15 protein-coding genes are annotated in these 18,375 nt (G+C 67.1%); 6 read left to right on the top strand and 9 right to left on the bottom strand.

Translation table 11 applies throughout. The features are described 5' to 3' along the window. The first annotated feature begins 29 nt into the window (after positions 1-29). Positions 30-887: a class A beta-lactamase gene (gene bla, locus AC1ROX_RS23055; protein ID WP_493129527.1), complete on the top strand. Its 858-nt coding sequence runs from the start codon at positions 30-32 to the stop codon at positions 885-887. A 7-nt stretch (positions 888-894) separates the two neighbouring features. Here bla and AC1ROX_RS23050 read toward each other — a convergent pair whose 3' ends face one another. The 7 genes from AC1ROX_RS23050 to AC1ROX_RS23020 all read right to left on the bottom strand — a co-directional run bounded on the left by AC1ROX_RS23050 (position 895) and on the right by AC1ROX_RS23020 (position 8,549). Beyond that, positions 895-1,380, bottom strand: coding sequence for a hypothetical protein (locus AC1ROX_RS23050; protein ID WP_493129525.1), 486 nt, complete (start codon positions 1,378-1,380; stop codon positions 895-897). 10 nt (positions 1,381-1,390) lie between these two features. After that, the gene (locus AC1ROX_RS23045) at positions 1,391-2,290 is read right to left on the bottom strand and encodes a hypothetical protein (protein WP_493129523.1); all 900 of its coding nucleotides are present in this window, start codon (positions 2,288-2,290) and stop codon (positions 1,391-1,393) included. Continuing rightward, positions 2,287-3,285, bottom strand: coding sequence for an MlaD family protein (locus AC1ROX_RS23040; protein WP_493129521.1), 999 nt, complete (start codon positions 3,283-3,285; stop codon positions 2,287-2,289). The genes AC1ROX_RS23045 and AC1ROX_RS23040 overlap by 4 nt, the downstream gene beginning before the upstream one ends. Beyond that, positions 3,282-3,986, bottom strand: coding sequence for a P-loop NTPase family protein (locus tag AC1ROX_RS23035; protein WP_493129519.1), 705 nt, complete (start codon positions 3,984-3,986; stop codon positions 3,282-3,284). Before AC1ROX_RS23035 ends, AC1ROX_RS23040 begins: the two co-directional genes overlap by 4 nt. A gap of 1 nt (position 3,987) precedes the next feature. Next, positions 3,988-4,815: an MlaE family ABC transporter permease gene (locus tag AC1ROX_RS23030; RefSeq protein WP_493129517.1), complete on the bottom strand. Its 828-nt coding sequence runs from the start codon at positions 4,813-4,815 to the stop codon at positions 3,988-3,990. Then, a complete protein-coding gene (locus AC1ROX_RS23025) occupies positions 4,812-7,211 on the bottom strand; it encodes an adenylate/guanylate cyclase domain-containing protein (protein WP_493129515.1) in 2,400 nt (799 codons plus the stop codon). Before AC1ROX_RS23025 ends, AC1ROX_RS23030 begins: the two co-directional genes overlap by 4 nt. A 75-nt stretch (positions 7,212-7,286) precedes the next feature. Further along, positions 7,287-8,549: an MFS transporter gene (locus AC1ROX_RS23020; RefSeq protein ID WP_493129513.1), complete on the bottom strand. Its 1,263-nt coding sequence runs from the start codon at positions 8,547-8,549 to the stop codon at positions 7,287-7,289. A gap of 118 nt (positions 8,550-8,667) precedes the next feature. Here AC1ROX_RS23020 and AC1ROX_RS23015 point away from each other — a divergent pair, with 118 nt between their 5' ends. Beyond that, the gene (locus tag AC1ROX_RS23015) at positions 8,668-10,089 is read left to right on the top strand and encodes an MFS transporter (protein WP_493129511.1); all 1,422 of its coding nucleotides are present in this window, start codon (positions 8,668-8,670) and stop codon (positions 10,087-10,089) included. Here AC1ROX_RS23015 and AC1ROX_RS23010 read toward each other — a convergent pair whose 3' ends face one another. Continuing rightward, complete coding sequence (locus AC1ROX_RS23010) at positions 10,090-10,818, bottom strand: glutathione S-transferase N-terminal domain-containing protein (RefSeq protein WP_493129509.1); 729 nt, start codon at positions 10,816-10,818, stop codon at positions 10,090-10,092. Between the two features lie 111 nt (positions 10,819-10,929). Between AC1ROX_RS23010 and AC1ROX_RS23005 the strand changes: the two genes are divergently transcribed. Together AC1ROX_RS23005 and AC1ROX_RS23000 are read left to right on the top strand one after the other, a co-directional pair. Continuing rightward, positions 10,930-13,239 carry a xanthine dehydrogenase family protein molybdopterin-binding subunit gene (locus AC1ROX_RS23005; protein ID WP_493129507.1) on the top strand — a complete coding sequence of 770 codons (2,310 nt, stop codon included), beginning with the start codon at positions 10,930-10,932 and terminating at the stop codon, positions 13,237-13,239. Beyond that, a complete protein-coding gene (locus AC1ROX_RS23000) occupies positions 13,236-14,129 on the top strand; it encodes a DMT family transporter (RefSeq protein ID WP_493129505.1) in 894 nt (297 codons plus the stop codon). The genes AC1ROX_RS23005 and AC1ROX_RS23000 overlap by 4 nt, the downstream gene beginning before the upstream one ends. On the opposite strand, the gene AC1ROX_RS22995 is transcribed toward AC1ROX_RS23000, so the two are convergent. Beyond that, a complete protein-coding gene (locus AC1ROX_RS22995; protein WP_493129503.1) occupies positions 14,126-15,730 on the bottom strand; it encodes an ABC transporter substrate-binding protein in 1,605 nt (534 codons plus the stop codon). The two genes, AC1ROX_RS23000 and AC1ROX_RS22995, sit on opposite strands and share 4 nt — an antisense overlap. A gap of 68 nt (positions 15,731-15,798) precedes the next feature. Here AC1ROX_RS22995 and AC1ROX_RS22990 point away from each other — a divergent pair, with 68 nt between their 5' ends. Continuing rightward, positions 15,799-17,106, top strand: a complete 1,308-nt coding sequence (locus AC1ROX_RS22990) for an amidase (RefSeq protein ID WP_493129502.1) — start codon at positions 15,799-15,801, stop codon at positions 17,104-17,106. After that, complete coding sequence (locus tag AC1ROX_RS22985) at positions 17,103-18,371, top strand: amidase (protein ID WP_493129500.1); 1,269 nt, start codon at positions 17,103-17,105, stop codon at positions 18,369-18,371. The genes AC1ROX_RS22990 and AC1ROX_RS22985 overlap by 4 nt, the downstream gene beginning before the upstream one ends. The last annotated feature ends 4 nt before the right edge of the window (positions 18,372-18,375 follow it).

Here is an 18,375-nt window from a genome sequence, read left to right as displayed (position 1 = left end):
CGCACGCGTCCTTTCATGAGGAGGAACGCGTGCCCGTTTCGATCGCCCGCCGTGCACTGCTGGTCGTACCGCTGCTGTCCTTGCCGGCCTTCGCCGAGGACACGGCATCGTTGCTTCGGCAACTCGAGCAGCAAAAGGGCGGCCGCCTCGGCGTCGCCATGCTCGACACCGCGAGCGGTCGTCGCACTGCCCATCGTGGCGACGAGCTTTTCCCGATGTGCAGCACCTTCAAGTTCCTGGCCGCCGCGCTGATGCTGGCCAGGATCGACCGCGGCGAGGAGAAGCTCGATCGCCGCATCGTCTTCGCCGCGAGCGACCTCGTGCCTTACTCGCCGGCAACCAAGGACCATGCCGGGCCGGGCGGCATGACCGTCGATGCGATCTGCGAGGCGGCCATGACGCTCAGCGACAACACGGCGGGAAACCTGATGCTCGCGAGCTTCGGTGGTCCGGCGGGACTGACCGCCTTTGTGCGCACGCTGGACGACCCGGTGACACGCCTCGACCGGATCGAGACCGAGCTGAACGAGGGCACGCCGGGCGATCCGCGTGACACGACCTCGCCGCTTGCCATGCTCGGCACGATGCAGAAGCTCGTCGCGGGGAACGTGCTGTCCGCGGGCTCACGCGCACGCCTGATCGGCTGGCTGGTCGCCAACAAGACCGGCGACAAGCGGCTGAGGGCAGGACTGCCGGCCGCTTGGCGTATCGGCGACAAGACGGGCACCGGCGGCAACGGCAGCGCCAACGACATTGCCGTTGCCTGGCCAACCGGTCGCGCGCCGGTCTTCATCGCGGCCTACTATACGGGCTCCACGATCTCTGACGAGGCGCGCAGTGCGGTGATTGCCGAAGCCGGCCGGATCGTTTCGGCCGGGCTTGCCTGACCTGATTTTAAACCGGGCGGAAGCGCTTCACGACAAGGAAGCCCAGCAGGATGAAGCCCAGCAGCACGATGCCCTGCACGACCGCGAACGGAGGCTCGGCGCCGGTCGGCGCGAACCTGTTCAGGAAGCCGATCTTCTGGAAGGACTGCACGACCAGGACGAATACATTGAGATAGAAGGCGAACAGGGCACTCGCGACATAGATCCACCGCCATGCCCCGGCGAGGCGGCCGACATAGAGCGCCAGCAGCGCAATCGCGAGGGCAACCGACGACACGATGCCGACGCCGAGTGCCGGCGTGAACACGGCGATGGGGAAGAGGAAACCGGTCACCGTCGTCAGGATCGTAAAGAGCAGGAACACGGAATTCCAGGTATCGAGACGGCGTCCTTCCAGCATACGGGCGCAGGCGACGGCGCCCGCGGCGATGGCGATCAGGCTGATGACGACGTGTACGATGGTGAAGGTGGCGATCGACATTCCGAGGACCAAGATCTGTCTCCTACGTTTTGGCGGCGGCTCTACGGAGGCGCGTGATTTCGTCGACTATATCGGTCTGGGAGGTCTGGCGCGCGAGTTCTTCTGCACGCTTCAGCGTCGACGCGGCCATCGCGGTGTCCCCCTGCAACAGGCTCGTCCGGCCGGCGCGAAGATAGAAGACGGCGGCCTCCGCCGTGTTGCCAAGCCGCAGCGAGGCTTCGCCGGCGAGCGCCAGCGCCCGCGCCATGCCGCGATAGTCGAGCGCCTGCTGCCGGTTGGCCGCCGATTTCTCGAAGGACGACAGGGCCTCGCCCGGCCGGCCGGCGAGCAAGGCTGCGCGACCCTGCAGCTCCTGCCGATCCGCCTCGAGATCGGCCTGCTTGCTGGGCGGCAGCGCTGCGATGGCCTGTGCCAGGATGGAGCCAGCGCCGCGCTCGGCCGCGACGAGGCCGCGGATGAACCAGGCGCGCGGTACGGTGTCGGGATCGCCGGCCTTGAGCTGGAGCGCCTGCTGCGCAGCATCGGCGGCCGCATTCAGGTCGCCGCTGCGATAAGCGGCAGCCGCCTGCACGAGGGCCAGTTCGGCGGGGATGGCGACCTTTCGCCGGTCGAGTTCGGCGCGGGCCTCGCGCACCGTGCTCAGTGCCTCCTTCGGTTCGCCCGCCCGCATCTGCGCCAGCGAGAGATTGTAGGCGGTATCGGCGATGGCATCGGCGTCGTCGCGTTCGTAGGCGCGGCTCAGCGCGAGCTTGTACTGGCGGACGGCCTGCGCCGGCATGCCCATCGACAGGGCCTGGGTGCCGGCCTTGCTGGCCATGTCGAGCTTCGTGTCGGGCGGGGGACCGGGATCGACCGGCGTGCCGCCGCCGCATGCCGCGAGGACGAAGGCCAGGCCGAGCGCGACAACCGGCCGAGGTCTCACGGCCGCACCTCGATCGCAGGCGCCCTGCGGCCCGGCGGTGGGGCCTGGGTCGCGCTGCCGCCGCCGAACAGCCAGTGATGGCGAAGTTGTCCCAGCAGCAGCTCGAGTTCGCGCGCCGCGAGCTGGGCTTGCAGCAGCGTTGTGGGCAGGGCGTCGGTGGTCGCCGTGACGTTACGGGTGATCTGCGGCGTCGTCGCTGCGAGATTGCGCGTCGTGGCCTGCAACGACGTCAGGATCGAATCGGTTCGCGCCAGGATCTGCACGATGCGCGGATCCTTGGAGGTGCGTTCGAGCTGGCTGGCGAGTTCGCGGATGCTGACCAGTGTCGTTTCGAGGTCGGTCGCCATCTTGTCGCTGGCGATCAGACGACCGGCGAGCCCTTCGCCGCTCTCGATGCGCCGCGCGATGCCGGCGGCGGAGGTCAGGGTCTGCTCCAGCGGACCGCCCGGATCGGCCGCGCGCTGGGCCACCGCGGCGAAGGCGATCACCGCCTTCTGCACATCGTCCATCACCGGGATGATCTTGGCGCGAACCTCGTCGACCATCTGGCCGATCGTGTCGGTGGCGCCGCGCTCGCTTTGGGCGGTGACGACGGCATAGGACCAGTCGAGTTCGGGGCCGTTGCCTCGGGCGATGTCGATATAGGCCGCTCCCGCCACGCCGAACACACGGCGGATCGAGACCTGCGAATCGCGCCGGATGAAGGGGCGCATCTGGTCCTCGACCCGGGCGATGGCGTGCATGCGCTGGTTGGGATCGATCACGATGCGGCGGACCTCGCCGGCGCGCGTGCCCAGCACCTGTACCTCGGCACCGGGCGCCAGGCCCGACACGCCTTCGTCGGGCAGCAGGATGCGCAGCGTGAAGGAGGGCTGGAACCAGTCCTTGAGCAGGCCGGCATTGATCAGCACCGCCACGAACACGCCGATGCAGACGAGCACGACGGCGCCAACGATCTCGTCGAGCTGGTGGACGCCGAAGATCGAACGCTTCATTGCAGCCTCCGAACCCGCATCAATCCGCTGTCGCCCAGCCTGAGCAACTGGTCGGGCTGGACGAACCGTGCCGCCTGGGCGGACAAACTCTCCGTGATCCAGAGAACCGTGGCGCCACGATCCTTCACACCGGCGATTGCCTGAGCCATCGGCACGGCGAGATCGGCGGTTGCCTCGATCGTCTGATCCTGCACCACGACGAGATCGGGCGCACCGAGAAAGCCGCGCACGCAGGCGGCGCGTGCCAGCGCGCGGGCCGGCGTCGTATCGCGGCGCCCCGTCGGCAGTCCCGGCAGGCCGAACAGCCGTGCCAGCGCGGTCGCGTCGGCAATGACCTCCTGTTGTGGCCGGCTGAAATGATAGAGGTGTGCGACGAGGACGGACTCCAGCACGGTCATGTGCGAGGGCCAGACATGCACCTGTGCGACGGTGCCGATACTGCGCCGGCGGGCCAGGCGTTCGTGCGGGCCGAGGGCCTGCCAGTCGACACCCAGAAAGCCCACCTGGCCGCCGGCCGGTATTGCCAGGCCGAGGCAGATGTCGACCAGGGTCGCGGCGTCGGCATCGTCGTCGACCTGGATCATCGCCAGCGTGCCGCGCGGCAGTTCGAGGTCGAGGCAGGTCGGCCGGGTCGAGTGTTGTCGCTCCGCGAGCGTTACGCCCTGCAGCGACAATATGGATTGGGCGCTCCGAGGGGGCATGTCAGGCCACCAGGTCGAAGATGCCGTTGATCGTCAGGATGGCCAGTGCCGCGCGGACGAAACCGCGCGGCACCAGCCGCTGCAGCTCGTCGCTCCGGTCGCGGCGGCTGAGGCCGGTCGCGCAGCAGACGAGCGCGACCATGAAGCCGATGAGGATGCATTTCAGCGGCGGGACGATGAAGTCTCTCACCGTCATGGCGCGCAGCACGAGGTCGGCGAAATCCCAGATCGAATAGGCCACGAGACCCAGCCCGTGCGCCGTCAGGTAGCCGGTGAGCAACGTCGACAGCAGCAGGATCGTGGCCATGCAGCAAGCACCGAGCGCAAACGCCAGGGTGCGCGGGACGACCAGCATGACGAGCGGATCGAGACCCTGGAGTTCGAACAGCCGCAGCCAACCCGAGGTCTGCGCCTCGCCCAGCACGATCAGGGTGGCGGTGCCGCTGCGCCCGAACACGATCAACCCGACCAGGATCGGCACGATCTCGCGGATCAGCAGGACGACGATGATCGCGCCCACCATGCCGCTTTGGCCCGTGGTTTCGAGCCAGTACACGGCCTGGGTCACGAGCGCGATGCCGACCAGGATTCCGGTGGCGACGGTCGTCGGCAGGGACAGGACCGCGACGCCATACAGGACACGCTTGAACTCCTGCCACACCGGGGCGCGCCAGGTCCGTCGCCGCAGCGACAGCATCGCGACGGTCGCGGCCAGGGAGACGAACAGGAGCAGGGTGCTGGTCCAGCGCAGTGTGGCCGCGCCCACGAAGGCAAGGGCGCGGCGCGGCCATGGCCTTGTCGGCACGAGGCGCGCGGCGCCCAGGCTCATGTGCGACCGACCAGGACGAAAGTCCGCATCGTGCCGGTCTCCGGGAGGAAGTAGCTGCCGCGCGGGCGGAAGAGGAAGGTGCCCGACAGGACCTCGTAGGTGGTTTCCGACGCCGCAATGGTGCGCCGGTTGGCGGTCGTCGCCAGGACCTTGGCGATGCCCAGGGCGCCGCCCCAAAGGTTGCTGCTCGGCGGATCGGTGGCGATGGTGGAGGTCATGATCGCGCCGATGTCGACGCCGAGGCGAAAGTCGAGAGTGACGCTCCAGCGCTCCTCGAGCTCGACCAGCCGGTCGCGCAGGTCGAGGATCGCGGTGGCCACGCAGCGGGCATTCTCGGCCAGCGTCGCGGCGTCGGTCGAGAAGGCGGCCAGGACGATCTGGTCGTCGAGCAAGGCGGCGTAGGTCACGCCGCTCTGCTCGATGATGCCTCGCAGCTCGTGGACGATGGCGTCCATCGCCGTGCGTTCGCTGCCGTCGGGCGGGCGCTGTGCGATGGTCGTCCAGTCCGGCAGCTTCACCACGCCGACCGCGGCGCGACTCGCGGCGTTCTTGCGGATCTCGTCGAGTGCGCAGCCCTGTTGCAGCAGGGTGCGTTCGAGGCGAGCCTCGCGCTGGGCGAAGCTGTCGCTGGCCTTGGCTTCGACCGGAGGCGGCATGGCAGCGGCAACGGCGGGCGCGGCGGTCGTGAGAGGGCTCGTCGAAGCGGCAGCGAAGCGCAGCGCCAACAGGATGGCCAGCGCATCGCAGAAAGCCGCGAGACCGGCCGCCCGGTTGCCGCGTCGCGGCCCCTCGACCGACAGCATGCCGATCGTGTGACCGTGGGCCAGGATCGGCGCCAGATAGACGTTGCCGATCTCCAGCGGCTTGAGGTAGCGCTCGAACAGCTCGGACGTTCGCGAGTCGTCCTTGGCCTTCGGGGCATCGATCGGCTGGCCTTTTGCCAGCGCCGCGAACAGATGGGGCAGCTCGTCGCGATGCAGTTCGAGCCCCGACGTATGGTCGTTGGCGGTGCGATCGAAACAATCCTCGCACTGCAATACGCGCCGATCCGACGTGAGCCGCCAGATCGCAACCCGCTTGGCAGCGCAGGCCTCCGCGGCGCTCTGCGTCGTGCCCTGCAGGCTCTCTCCACCTAAGCCCTCTTTGTCGGCGGCGCCACGCGCCAGGCCGATGAAGGTCTGTGTGCGCACTTCGAGAGCCTGCTGGCGCGTCGCCGCTGCCGAGACGCGCCGGTCCGCCTGGACGCTGCGCCATGTCATCAGTCCCGCCAGCGCGGCCACGATCAGCACGACGACGATCGACATGCCCAGCGCGGCCCAGCCGGAGTTGGCGACGAAGCCGACGAAGTCGGCCTCCGGCACGACGATCAGCGTGACCCAGTCGCGGCCGGTGAGGATGTTGACGGGTTCCGACGAGACGATGATGCGCTGGTCGCCCACCTCCAGGATCTTACGGCCATACCCTTCGACGCGCAGCCGGTTGTAGGTATTGGTCAGGACGGGATCGCCCAGCTCGTCGAGCATCGGCGGCACGACATCGGGACGGTCGGCGGGAAGCCATCGGTCGCTGGGATAGGCAATCACGCGACCTTGCTTGTCGACGATGATGGCCTTGCCGCTGACGCCGATTCCCAGCTCCTTGAGGAAGGCGCAAAGCGTGGCGAGCTCGATGTCGACGCTGACGACATTGCGCAGCTTCCCGTCGGCGCCGAAGCTCGGGATGGCGAAGGAAAGACCCGGTTTCTGGGCCGTGAAGAAGAGATAGGTGCCGGTCCAGAACGGCTTCCTTGTGGCTTCCGCGCCCTGGTACCAGGGCCGGGTCCGGGGATCGAAGGTGTCGGTTGGATCGTCCTCGATCGCCGTCACCTTTCCCGCTGCATCGCGTCGGGTCCAGGTGACGCGACGACTGCTGCCCTCGACCTGGATGCGCTTGGTGTCGAAGCCGCCTCTGTCGTTGCGGATGACGAACAGGAAGTCGCCTTCGGGATCGCCGTAGCTGAAGGCGGTGACGGGCGGGACGTTGGCAAGGGCCGAGAGCGCCAAACGCTCTGCTTCGGCCGCGCCCTCGTCGACGTCGCGCCCCATCACGGCAGCATCCGCCAGTTCGAGGAATTGCTGCGCCGGCAGCAGATAGGCATGCATCTGCACGGCGACGCGCCGGTCGATCGCGGTGATCAGGTCGTTGGACAGGCCGAGCGCGCCGCGCCGGTTGCTGTCGTAGATATAGCCGGCAATGGCCGCGACCAGCAGAACGACGGCCGCGACGCCGGCCACCGGCAGGGTGTGGCGCAGCCACGCACGCCAGCGTGCTTCGCTGTGGCCGGAATGGGCAATACCAGAGGCGGCCGTCGAAACCGGCGTTACGAGACGTGACGCGGATGCAATCGGGCGTGCCATGCAACCGTCACCTTAGCGTAACGGTTGGCAGGCGACAGGCCCCTAAAGGGAGACCTGGAGGCCTCCCGCCAGCGATCAGGCCGGCAGCTTGGGGGCGCTCGGGTGCTTGGGCAGGAAGGCCGTGAGCAGGCCGAGCAGCAGCAGGAACGGCGTCACCTTGTAGACGGCCTCGATGCCGGCATGGTCGGCGATCTCGCCGAGTGCGGCGGCGCCCAGGCCGCCCAGACCGAACGACACGCCGAAGAACATGCCGGCCACCAGCCCGACCCGGCCGGGCAGGAGTTCCTGCGCATAGACCAGGATGGCGGAGAAGGCCGAGGCCATGATGATCGCCACCGTGACCGCGAGGATGCCGGTCCAGAACAGGTTGGCGTAGGGCAGCAGCAGTGCGAAGGGCAGCGCCCCCAGGATCGAGAACCACATGACCGGGATGCGGCCCATCCGATCACCCACGACGCCGCCCAGGATCGTGCCGACCACGATGCCGACCAGGAAGGCGAACAGGAAGAGCTGCGCGGTCTGCACTTCCACGCCGAACTTCTGGATCAGGTAGAAGGTGAAGTAGGAGCCGAGGCTGGCGCTGTAGACGTTCTTGGAGAAAAGCAGCGCCACCAGGATCGCCACGGCGATACCGACGCGACCCTTCGACAGGGTCACGTGCCCGGCGGCAGCGGCGGTCTTGCGCGCTCCGGGCTTCTGCGTGCCGCGGTTGGCCTTGTACCAATGGCCGATCTGGAACAGCACGATCATCGCGACCAGCGCGGCGGCCGAGAACCAGACGATGCTCTGCTGGCCGGCCGGCACGACGATGAAGGCCGCGAGCAGCGGACCCGCGGCCGAGCCCATGTTGCCGCCCACCTGGAACAGCGACTGGGCGAGACCGTAGCGGCCACCGGCCGCCATGCGCGCGACCCGCGAGGCTTCGGGATGGAAGACCGAGGAGCCCATGCCGATCAGCGCCGCGGCAAACAGAATCAGCGGGTATGAATTCGCCTGCGACATCAGCAGGAGGCCCACGAGGGTGAAGCCCATGCCGACCATCAGGGAATAAGGCTGGGGCTTCTTGTCGGTGTACATGCCGACCACCGGCTGCAGCATCGACGCCGTGCACTGGAAGGCCAGCGTGATGAAGCCGATCTGACCGAATGACAGTGCGTATGAATCCTTGAGGATGGGATACAGCGCGGGCACCAGCGACTGCATCATGTCGTTGAGCAGATGGCAGAAGCTCAAGGAGAGGATGACGGCGAAAGTGGTGTTGTTGGCGGAAGCCGAAACGGTCGGGGCCGCGGGGGCAGAAACGGGCGCGGCGCCGGCTGCCATCGTATTGTCGGTCATGCTGCCACTTTAAGCGGCAGCTCGCCTTGTCGCCATCTCCGACGCGGCAACCCAGCCTTGCGGAGCTGGAGGCACCCATCGGGTAGAACCTTCGGCGGGCCGATGCGTTGCACCGCCTGTGCAGACCGATGTTCCCGCCCGTCTCGACCGCCTGCCGTGGAGCCGCTTCCATCGGCTGGTCGTCGTTGCCCTGGGCATCACTTGGATCCTCGACGGACTCGAGGTCACGCTGGCGGGCTCGGTGGCGGCGGCGCTGCAGACCAGCCCGCGCCTGCAGCTCACCGCCGAACAGGTCGGCCTGACCGGCAGCGCCTATCTCGCGGGTGCCGTGCTGGGCTCGCTGTTCTTCGGCCATCTCACCGATCGGCTGGGACGCAAGAAGCTCTTCAACGTGACCTTGGGCGTCTATCTGATCGCGACGGCGGCCACGGCCTTCTCCTGGGACTTCTACAGCTTCCTGCTGTTCCGCTTCCTGACGGGCGCGGGCATCGGCGGCGAATATTCCGCCATCAACTCGGCGATCCAGGAGCTGATCCCGGCGCGCCTGCGCGGTCGCATCGATCTCGCGATCAATGGCAGCTTCTGGATCGGTGCAGCGGGCGGCGCGCTGCTCTCGGTCTGGCTGCTCGATCCCAACGTGCTCGACCCCGACATGGGCTGGCGGGTCGCGTTCGGCAGTGGCGCGCTGCTGGGCCTCGTCATCCTCTATCTGCGGCGTTTCCTGCCCGAGAGCCCGCGCTGGCTGATGATCCACGGCAAGCCGCGCGAGGCCGAAGGCGTCGTCGAGGAGATCGAGGCTCGTGTGGTGGCCGATACCGGCCAGAAGCTGGAGCCGGTGACGAAGATGCTGTCGCTGGGCGATCCGCACAAGACGACGATGATTTCCGTCGCGCGCACCTTGCTGAAGCACTATCGCGGTCGCACGACTCTCGGCATCGTGCTGATGGCCTCGCAGGCTTTCGTCTACAACGCGATCTTCTTCACCTATGCGCTGATCCTCACCAGGTTCTACAACGTGCCGGCCGACAAGGTCGGCCTCTACATCCTGCCCTTCGCAATCGGCAACTTCCTGGGACCGCTGCTGCTGGGGCCGTTGTTCGATACTCTCGGCCGGCGGCAGATGATCACCGCCACCTACGCGATCTCGGGCGTGCTGCTGGCGGTGACGGGCTGGATGTTCCATGCCGGCCATCTCGACGCCACGACGCAGACGGCGATGTGGAGCGTCGTCTTCTTCTTCGCCTCGGCGGCGGCCAGTGCGGCCTATCTCACCGTCGGCGAATGCTTCCCGCTGGAGATTCGGGCTCTCACCATCGCGCTGTTTTACGCTTTCGGCACCCTGTTCGGCGGCGTCGGCGGGCCGTGGCTGTTCGGCGTGCTGATCGCCGGCGGCAGCTCGGGCGAGATCATGTGGGGCTATATGCTGGGCGCCGTGCTGATGATCGCGGCGGCGCTGGTGACCTTGAAGCTCGGCGTCGCGGCGGAAGGCAAGTCGCTGGAGGAGGTGGCGCCACCCCTCTCCAGCGAGCAGCGTTTTTGACTAGGCTACGCGAACCGGTCGGGCGCGCTGGTTATAGAGCATCTTGCGGATACGCTCCTGCTCCTCGGGCGGCAGCTTCTCGCGATCGACCGAGAAGTCGGCGCCGACCGCCATCCCTTTCTGGACGGCGGGACGCGCACCCAGCTCCTCGAACCAGCGCCTGAAGTAGGGGAACTCCTCGATGTCCTGGCCCTGGAACTTCCAGTTCACCGTCCACGGGTAGCAGATCATGTCGGCGATCGTGTACTGGTCGCCCGCGAGGTACTTGTGCTTGTAGAGCCGGTTGTTCAGCACGCCATAGAGACGGTTCACCTCGTCGGTGAAGCGCGTGATGGCGTATTTCTGGTCGCCTTCCTTGGCCTGGTCGACCCTGCGGAAATGGCCGCACTCGCCGCTCTTCGGTCCCTGGTTGGCCATCTGCCAGATCAGCCATTCGTTCACTTCGTGCTTGGTGCGAAGGTCCTGCGGGTAGAACTTCCCGGCCTTCTCGGCGATGTACATCATGATGGCGCCCGACTCGAACACGACCAGCGGCTTGCCGCCGTCGGCCGGCGCGTTGTCGACCATCACCGGCATGCGGTGATTGGGGTTCATCTCCAGGAAGGCGTCGGAGAACTGGTCGCCTTGTCCGATGTTCACCGGCACGACCTTGTAGGGCAGGCCGCATTCCTCGAGCAGGATGGTGACCTTCTTGCCGTTGGGCGTCGGCCAGTAATGCAGATCGATCATTCGCTTCCTCCAAAAGACTTGTCGTGAGCCAGGGGACGGGAGCCTCCGCCCGTCGTTGCGGCCCGTCAATGGTGTATGCTCGTCGCAAACGAACGGTTCGGGAGAAACCACGTGGCGGATGGAAGCCAGGATACAAGATCGATACGCCGCCTCGAGGATGTGCGTTTCCTCACCGGACAGGGCCGTTACGTCGAGGATATCGAGGAACCAAACGCTCTCCACAGTCATGTCCTGCGTTCGCCGCACGCCCATGCCGTGATCCGTTCACTCGACGTGTCGTTCGCGGCCTCGATGCCGGGCGTGCATCTGGTCGCGACGTCGGACGATCTCGTGGCGGATGGTTTGGGTCACATGCCCTGCCTGGCCGCGGTGAAGCCGATGATCGTGCCTCCGCGGCCGGCGCTGGCGACGGGCCGGGTCCGCCATGTCGGCGATCCGGTCTGCTTCGTCGTGGCCGACAGCGCGGAGATCGCGCGCGAGGCGGCGGAGCGGATCGAGATCGACTACGAGCCGTTGCCGTCGGTGATCCATGGCCGCACGGCGCTGACCGAAGGCGCGCTTGCGCTGTGGGACGAAGTGCCGGGTAACCTCGTCTATCATGTGCAGCGTGGCGACCATGTCGCTGTCGCCGAGGCGATGAAGAACGCCGCGCACATTGTCGAGGTCGATGTCACGAACAATCGCGTCATCGTCGTGCCGCTGGAGCCGCGCGCCGGCATCGCGCGCTACGATGCGGCCACCGATACGATGGATCTCGAACTGACGGGGCAGGGGCTGCACGGCATCCGTCGTCAGCTCGCGGAGTTCATCTTCAAGGTGGCGCCCGAGCGCATCCAGCTCAGCGCGCCCGATGTCGGCGGCGGCTTCGGGATGAAGAACTTCCTCTATCCCGAATGGATCCTGCTTCTGTGGGCGGCGCGACGCCTGAAGCGCCCAGTGCGCTGGCTGGCCGATCGTGCCGAGGATTTCGTGATGGGTGCCCAGGGCCGCGACATCGAGGCGACGGCGCGGATCGCACTCGCCTCCGATGGTCGTATCCTGGCGCTCGACGTGGCGATGGTCGCCAATCTCGGCGCCTACCTGTCGGGCAACGGGCCCGGCGCCTCGGTGGTCGCGGCCTCGACGGCGCAGGGCGGTGTCTACGACATTCCCGCGATCGCCGTCGACGTGCGCGGCGCCCTCACCAACACGGTGCCGGTCGATGCCTATCGCGGTGCCGGCAAGCCGGAGGCAAATTACATCGTCGAACGCGCCATCGAGGCGGCGGCACGTGCACTCAGCCGCGATCCCGCGGACCTGCGGCGGCAGAACCTGATCGCGTCCTTTCCGCACAAGACCGCGATGGGCATGGCCATCGACTCGGGCGACTTCGTGGCCAATCTCGATGCCGCCGTGGCGCGCGCCCCGGGCTTCGAAGCGCGGCGCGCCGATGCCCGCGCGCGCGGCCGTCTGCGCGGCCTTGGTGTTGCATGCTTCCTCGAAACGTCTCGTGGCGCGCCCAACGAGGGCGCGGAAGTGCGCTTCGAGTCCGACGGCAGCGTCATGATCGCCGTCGGCACCGAATCGAACGGGCAGGGGCACGAGACCTCCTTTGCCCAGATCGCTTCGCGGCATCTCGGCCTGCCCATCGAAGCTTTCCGCTACGTCCAGGCCGATACACGCGCCGTGAGGAGCGGGGCCGGCCATGGTGGCGCGCGCTCGATGCATATGGGCGGCGCGGCTTTGGTCAAGGCGATGGATGCAGCCCTTGCAAAAGCGCGCCAACTGGCGGCACATCTATTGCAGGCCAGCGAGCATGAGCTCGACTACGACCGGGGACGCTTCACGGTGCGCGGCAGCGACCGCGCCATCGACCTCGCGTCGCTGGCGGCCAGCGCCCAGGAGGCGGCGAACCTGCCGGACGGCATGTCGCCCGGACTCGGCGAGCATGTCTTGAACATCACCGACATCTTCACCTTCCCGAGCGGCTGCCACGTCGCCGAGGTCGAGATCGATCCTGAGACGGGCACCATCGATCTCCTGAGCTACACCGCGGTCGACGATTACGGCCGGCTGATCAATCCGATGCTGACCGAGGGCCAGGTGCAGGGCGGCCTTGCGCAAGGGATCGGTCAGGCCCTGCTGGAGCACACGGTCTACGATCCGCAATCCGGACAGCTCCTCAGCGGTTCGCTGATGGACTACACGCTGCCGCGCGCGACTGACCTGCCGTACTTCGACATCCAACTGGTGGAGAGGCCGACGGAAGCCAATCCGCTGGGCGTCAAGGGCTCGGGCCAGGCGGGCTGCATCGGCGCGCCTCAGACCGTGATGGCGGCCGTCCTCGACGCGCTGCGTCCGGCCGGTGTCGAGCGTCTCGAAATGCCGGCCACGCCGGCGCGCGTCTGGGAGGCGCTGCAGGGAGCGAAGCCCGGGCATTGACGCCGCGGCCGGTACCTCCACCGGCGCGCCCCGGCCAGCGCATTCTGGCCGGCATCCTCTTCATGTGCGGGGCCGGCTTGTTGTTTCCCGTCATGAGCGGGTTCGCGAAGTTCCTGGGCGCCGACTACAACACTTTGCAGATCTCGTGGGCGCGCGCCTTCGGTCACATCGTCTTTATGCTGATCTTCTTCGTGCCGCGCTTCGGGCTGGGCATGCTGCGCACGCGCCGCCTCGGTACGCAATTCATGCGTTCACTGATGCTCTTCACGTCGAACGCCGCGAGCTTCCTCGCCATCGTCTACATCCCGCTCGGCAAGGCTGCGGCCATCACCATGATGGCGCCGTTGCTCGTGCTGCCTCTCGCCTGGCTTGTGCTGGGCGAGCGGGCGGCGCGCGCTCATATCGGAGCGCTGCTGGTCGGCTTCGTAGGCGTTCTGATCCTGATCCAGCCGGGCAGCGCGGTCTTCCAGTGGGCGGCGCTGCTCTCGTTGCTGAGCGCGGCCTGCTACGCGGTCTACCAGGTGCTGACACGGCTTATCTCCGCCATCGACACGCCTGAGACCTCGGCCATCTACAGCTCGGTCGTCGGCGGCTTCGGCATGCTGCTGGTCCTGCCCTTCGTCTGGAAGACGCCGCACAGCGCCCACGACATCTTCTTTTTCTGCAGCCTCGGCGTGATCGGTGCCATGGGCCACTATTTCGTGGCCCGCGCGCTCACCTACGCACCGGCCAACATCGTGGCGCCATTCCAGTACATGCAACTCATCGGCTCGGTGGTCGTGGGCTATCTCTTCTTCGGTGACTTCCCGGATTTCGTCGGCTGGATCGGCGCCGCCATCATCGTCGGCGCCGGCCTCTATATCGGTTGGTCTCAGCGCAAACCGGGTTAGCTCACCGTCACCGGCGAGAAGTCGACGTACCAGCTCTTGGGGTGGACGTAGCCCTTCACCTTGGACGAGATCGCGTTCGGCCAGACGTCGTGGACGAACCACACGAACACCGCCTCGTCGACCATGCGTGTGTTGATCTTCGCCAGCACCTTGTCGAGCTCGGCCGGATCGGGCGTGCTGCGCGCCTCGGCGCAGAGCTTGTCGAACTCGGGATCGTTGATGTAGCCCCAGTTCGAGCCACGCGGCGGGACCTGCTGGCTGTCGACGAAGCGCATGAAGGCGTTGTGCGGGTCCATCGTGTTCCAGCTCACGTTGATGGCGTTGAACGTGGCGGCCTCGGGGGCCTTGGCGCCTTGGCGCATGAAGTTCAGCAGCGCGTTCCAGTCCATGACCTGGAATTCGAGGTCGACGCCGACCTCGGCGAACTGCTGCTGGATGAACTCGTTCATGATCAGCGGGTACATCTGGCCCGAGCCGGAGGTCGAGATCGCGACCTTCATCTTGAGCTTCTTCTGCGGCCCGTAGCCCGCCTCGGCCAGCAGCTTCTTCGCCTCGGCCGGATCGTAGCGAATCTTGAAGGTCGGATTGCCGAACCAGGGATGATCGACCGGCACGCAGCCGACGGCCGGCGCGGCGAGGCCGTTCAGCAGCTTCACCATCGCGTCGCGATCGATCGCGAGGTTCAGCGCCTTGCGCACGCGGATGTCGGCGGTCGGCGCGCCCGGCAGCATGCTGAGCGTGTAGGGCCACATGTGCGGGATGGCGTTCGTCTCGATCTTGCAGCCGCCGGCGCGCAATTTATCGAGCGAATCGGGCGCGGGCGCCTCGATCCAGTCGACACGGCCGGACAGAAGCGCGGCCGTGCGGGTCGAGACGTCGGGGATCGGCAGCAGCACCATGCGCTCGCTCTTGGGCAGGCGCTCCTTGTTCCAGTAGTCGTTGTTGCGCTCCAGCTCGGCACGCTCGCGCGGCGTCCAGGCCTTCATCTTCCATGGACCGGTACCCGACGGTGACTTGCGATAGGCCTGCCAGTCGCGGCCGACCTTCTCGAAGTTGGCCGGGCTCGCGATCGGAAAACGGTTGAGCAGCGAGGGGAAGATCGTGTCGACGCCCTTGGTCTGCATCTCGACCTTGTAGTCGTCGATCTTGCGGTAGGCGATCACCGGCCAGACGGCGGCGATCAGGATGCTGCGGCCGGTGCGATCGAAGGCCGGCGACTTGTCGTTCAGGGTGCGTTCGAGGGTGAAGATCACCGCGTCGGCGTTGAAGTCGGAGCCGTCGTGGAACTTCACGCCCTGGCGCAGCTCGAAGATCCACTTCGTCGGATCGGCCGGGTCCTGGTACCACTTGGTCGCGAGGCCGGGCACGAGCTTCGCCGGTGCGGTCGCGGACGACAGGTCCCAGGCGACCAGCGGATCGTAGATCGTGTAGCCCATGAAGCGGATGCCTTCGGTGCCCTGGTCGGGCGCGCCGTCGGTCGCGGGAATGTCGGCCAGCGTCATGGCGATGCGCAGGGGCGCGGATTGTTGCGCTTTTGCCGAGCTCGTGCCGATCAAGGAAAGCGCGGTGCCGGCGAGAAGGGCGGCGCGACGGGTAAGCATAAAAAAACCTCCGTGGTTCCGCTGCACGAAGCACGAAGCGAGCCACCCCGAAGCGCACTGGACGCGGCATGCTTCTTGCTGTTTTGCTGCCGATCATGGCCGCGCTGAATACGCTTACTGCCACCGAACTCGCGCAACGACTGGACTCCGGAGCGGCCACCGCCGAGGGGATCGTGCGCGCCCATCTCGACCGCATCGACCAACGCGACGCCGACGTGCTCGCCTGGTCGCATCTCGCGCGCGAGGCTGCCCTTCAAACCGCCAAGGTGCTCGATCGCGGACCACGCAAGGGTCTGCTGCACGGCATCCCGATGGGCGTGAAGGACATCATCGATTCCTACGACCAGCCGACGACCTACGGCTCGCCGATCTACCGCACGCACCAGCCGCTGGCCGATGCCGCGACGATCGCATTGGCGCGCGATGCCGGCGCGATCCTGCTCGGCAAGACGGTGACGACGGAGTTCGCCAACCGCCATCCCGGTCCGACCAAGAACCCGCACAATCCCGCGCATACGCCGGGCGGCTCTTCGTCCGGTTCGGCCGCGGCGGTCGCGGATTTCCAGACCGTGCTGGGCACCGGCACGCAGACCGGTGGCTCGGTGATCCGGCCTGGTGCCTTCTGCGGTGTCGTGGCCTACAAGCCGAGCTATGGCCATTTCGCGCCGGCCGGCATGAAGGCCAATACCGAATGGCTCGACACGATCGGTGCCTATGCCCGCAGCGTGGAGGACATTGCCCTGTTCCGCGCCGCGCTGATGGCGATGCCTTTCACGCCCATCAACAAGCTCGACCGGCCGCCGCGGATCGCGTTCGCGTTCACGCATCATCGTGACGAGCTCTCGCCAGAGGGCACGCAAGCCGTGAACGATGCGGCGGCGGCCTTTGCCAAGGCCGGCGCGCAAGTGAAGGAGATCGAGCTGCCCGCGCCGGTGCGCGACATGACCGAGGGCCAGAAGACACTGTCGGCCTTCGACGGGCCGCGTGCCCATGCCGATGAAGCGCGCCGTTTCCCCGGCCTGCTGAGCGAGAGCCTGAAGAAGGACAAGCTCGAAGCCGGCTCGAAGATCGACTACGCGACCTGGGTCGCCGCGCGGAAGCTCGGGGAGACCGGCCGTGCTGCGGTCGACGCACTGTTCTCGGATATCGACGTTATTCTGACCGCCCCGGCCAAGGGCGAGGCGCCTCCCGGTCTCGAACGGACCGGCGATGCCACCTTCAACCTGCTCTGGACCTATCTCTGGATGCCCTGCGTGACCTTGCCGCTGACCAAGGGGCCGACGGGCCTGCCGGTCGGCATCCAGCTCGTGGGCCGCCAGCATGAGGATGCGGGCCTGCTCGACATCGCGGCCTGGGCGCGGAGGGTGCTGTCATGAAGACGATCACCGCCGTCGAAGCCGTCGCAGCCATCGAGGCCGGCACACTCACCTCCGAGAAGCTGGTGCGCGGCTATCTCGACCGCATCGCCGAGCGCGACGATGTCGTGAAGGCCTGGGTCCATCTCGATCCCGACCAGGCCATCGCACAGGCCAAGGCCGCCGATGCGGCCAGCGGCGGGCTGCTGCGCGGCATTCCGGTCGGCGTGAAGGACATCATCGATACCTACGACATGCCGACGGGCCACAACTCGCCGATCTTCGAAGGCAAGGTGCCGTTCGGCGATGCGGCCTGCGTGGCGCTCTGCCGGACCGCCAATGCCGTCATCATGGGCAAGACGGTGACGACCGAGTTTGCCAACCGCCACGCCGGCGCCACGACCAATCCGCACAATGCTGCGCATACGCCGGGCGGCTCTTCGTCAGGTTCTGCCGCAGCGGTGGCCGACGGGCATGTGCCGCTGGCCTTCGGCACGCAGACCGGCGGCTCGGTGATCCGGCCGGCCGCCTACTGTGGCGTGGTGGGCTACAAGCCGACCTACGGTGACTTCAACCGCGTCGGCATCAAGATGCAGTGCCATTCGGTCGATACGCTGGGCCTGATGGCGCGCACGCTCGACGACATCGCGCTGTTCCGCGCCGCCGTGCTGAAGCTTCCCGTCGTGCATATCGATCATGACATCGGCCGGCCGCGCATCGGCTTCTGCCGCTCGCCGGTCTGGGACAAGGCCGAGCCCGAGACCAAGGCGCTGATGGAAGAGACCGCGACCCGGCTTTGCGACAAGGGCGCGTCGGTGGTCGACGTGGCCTTTGCCGCGCAATTCACCGACATCATCGACGACCATGCCGCGATCACCGGTTTCGAGAGCGTGCGCAACTATGCCGACGAGCGGCTGCGCAATCCCGACAAGGTGAGCGACGAGCTGATGAACGGCCCGATGAAGCGCGGCCTCGCCGTCTCCTTCGAGCGCTATGTCGCGGCCCAGCGCAAGGCCACCGCCTTCAAGGCCCATGTCGACTCGCTGTTCGACAAGGTCGACCTGCTGCTGACGCCGAGCGCGCCGGGCGAGGCGCCCAAGGGCCTCGCCGCGACCGGTGATCCGGTCTTCAATTCGATCTGGACGCTCGCGGGCACGCCCTGCGTCACCCTGCCGGCCGGTACCGGCCCGAACGGCCTGCCGCTCGGCGTCCAGCTTGTCGGACGGCGTCACGATGATGACCGCGTGCTTTCCCTTGCCGCCTGGGTCGCGGCGCATCTGAACTGAGGCC

The organism is Reyranella sp. GW821-FHT14A01 (assembly GCF_058803965.1).
The sequence above is the reverse complement of the archived record's forward strand: the minus strand, read 5'-3'. Positions and strand labels throughout refer to the sequence as shown.

Excerpts from the sequence above, each read along its gene's own strand:
- AC1ROX_RS23025 (WP_493129515.1), bottom strand. The coding sequence starts at position 7,211 with ATGGCACGCCCGATTGCATCCGCGTCACGTCTCGTAACGCCGGTTTCG.
- AC1ROX_RS23020 (WP_493129513.1), bottom strand. The coding sequence starts at position 8,549 with ATGACCGACAATACGATGGCAGCCGGCGCCGCGCCCGTTTCTGCCCCC.
- AC1ROX_RS22995 (WP_493129503.1), bottom strand. The coding sequence starts at position 15,730 with ATGCTTACCCGTCGCGCCGCCCTTCTCGCCGGCACCGCGCTTTCCTTG.
- AC1ROX_RS23010 (WP_493129509.1), bottom strand. The coding sequence starts at position 10,818 with ATGATCGATCTGCATTACTGGCCGACGCCCAACGGCAAGAAGGTCACC.
- AC1ROX_RS22985 (WP_493129500.1), top strand. The coding sequence starts at position 17,103 with ATGAAGACGATCACCGCCGTCGAAGCCGTCGCAGCCATCGAGGCCGGC.
- AC1ROX_RS23030 (WP_493129517.1), bottom strand. The coding sequence starts at position 4,815 with ATGAGCCTGGGCGCCGCGCGCCTCGTGCCGACAAGGCCATGGCCGCGC.
- AC1ROX_RS22990 (WP_493129502.1), top strand. The coding sequence starts at position 15,799 with ATGCTTCTTGCTGTTTTGCTGCCGATCATGGCCGCGCTGAATACGCTT.
- AC1ROX_RS23035 (WP_493129519.1), bottom strand. The coding sequence starts at position 3,986 with ATGCCCCCTCGGAGCGCCCAATCCATATTGTCGCTGCAGGGCGTAACG.
- AC1ROX_RS23040 (WP_493129521.1), bottom strand. The coding sequence starts at position 3,285 with ATGAAGCGTTCGATCTTCGGCGTCCACCAGCTCGACGAGATCGTTGGC.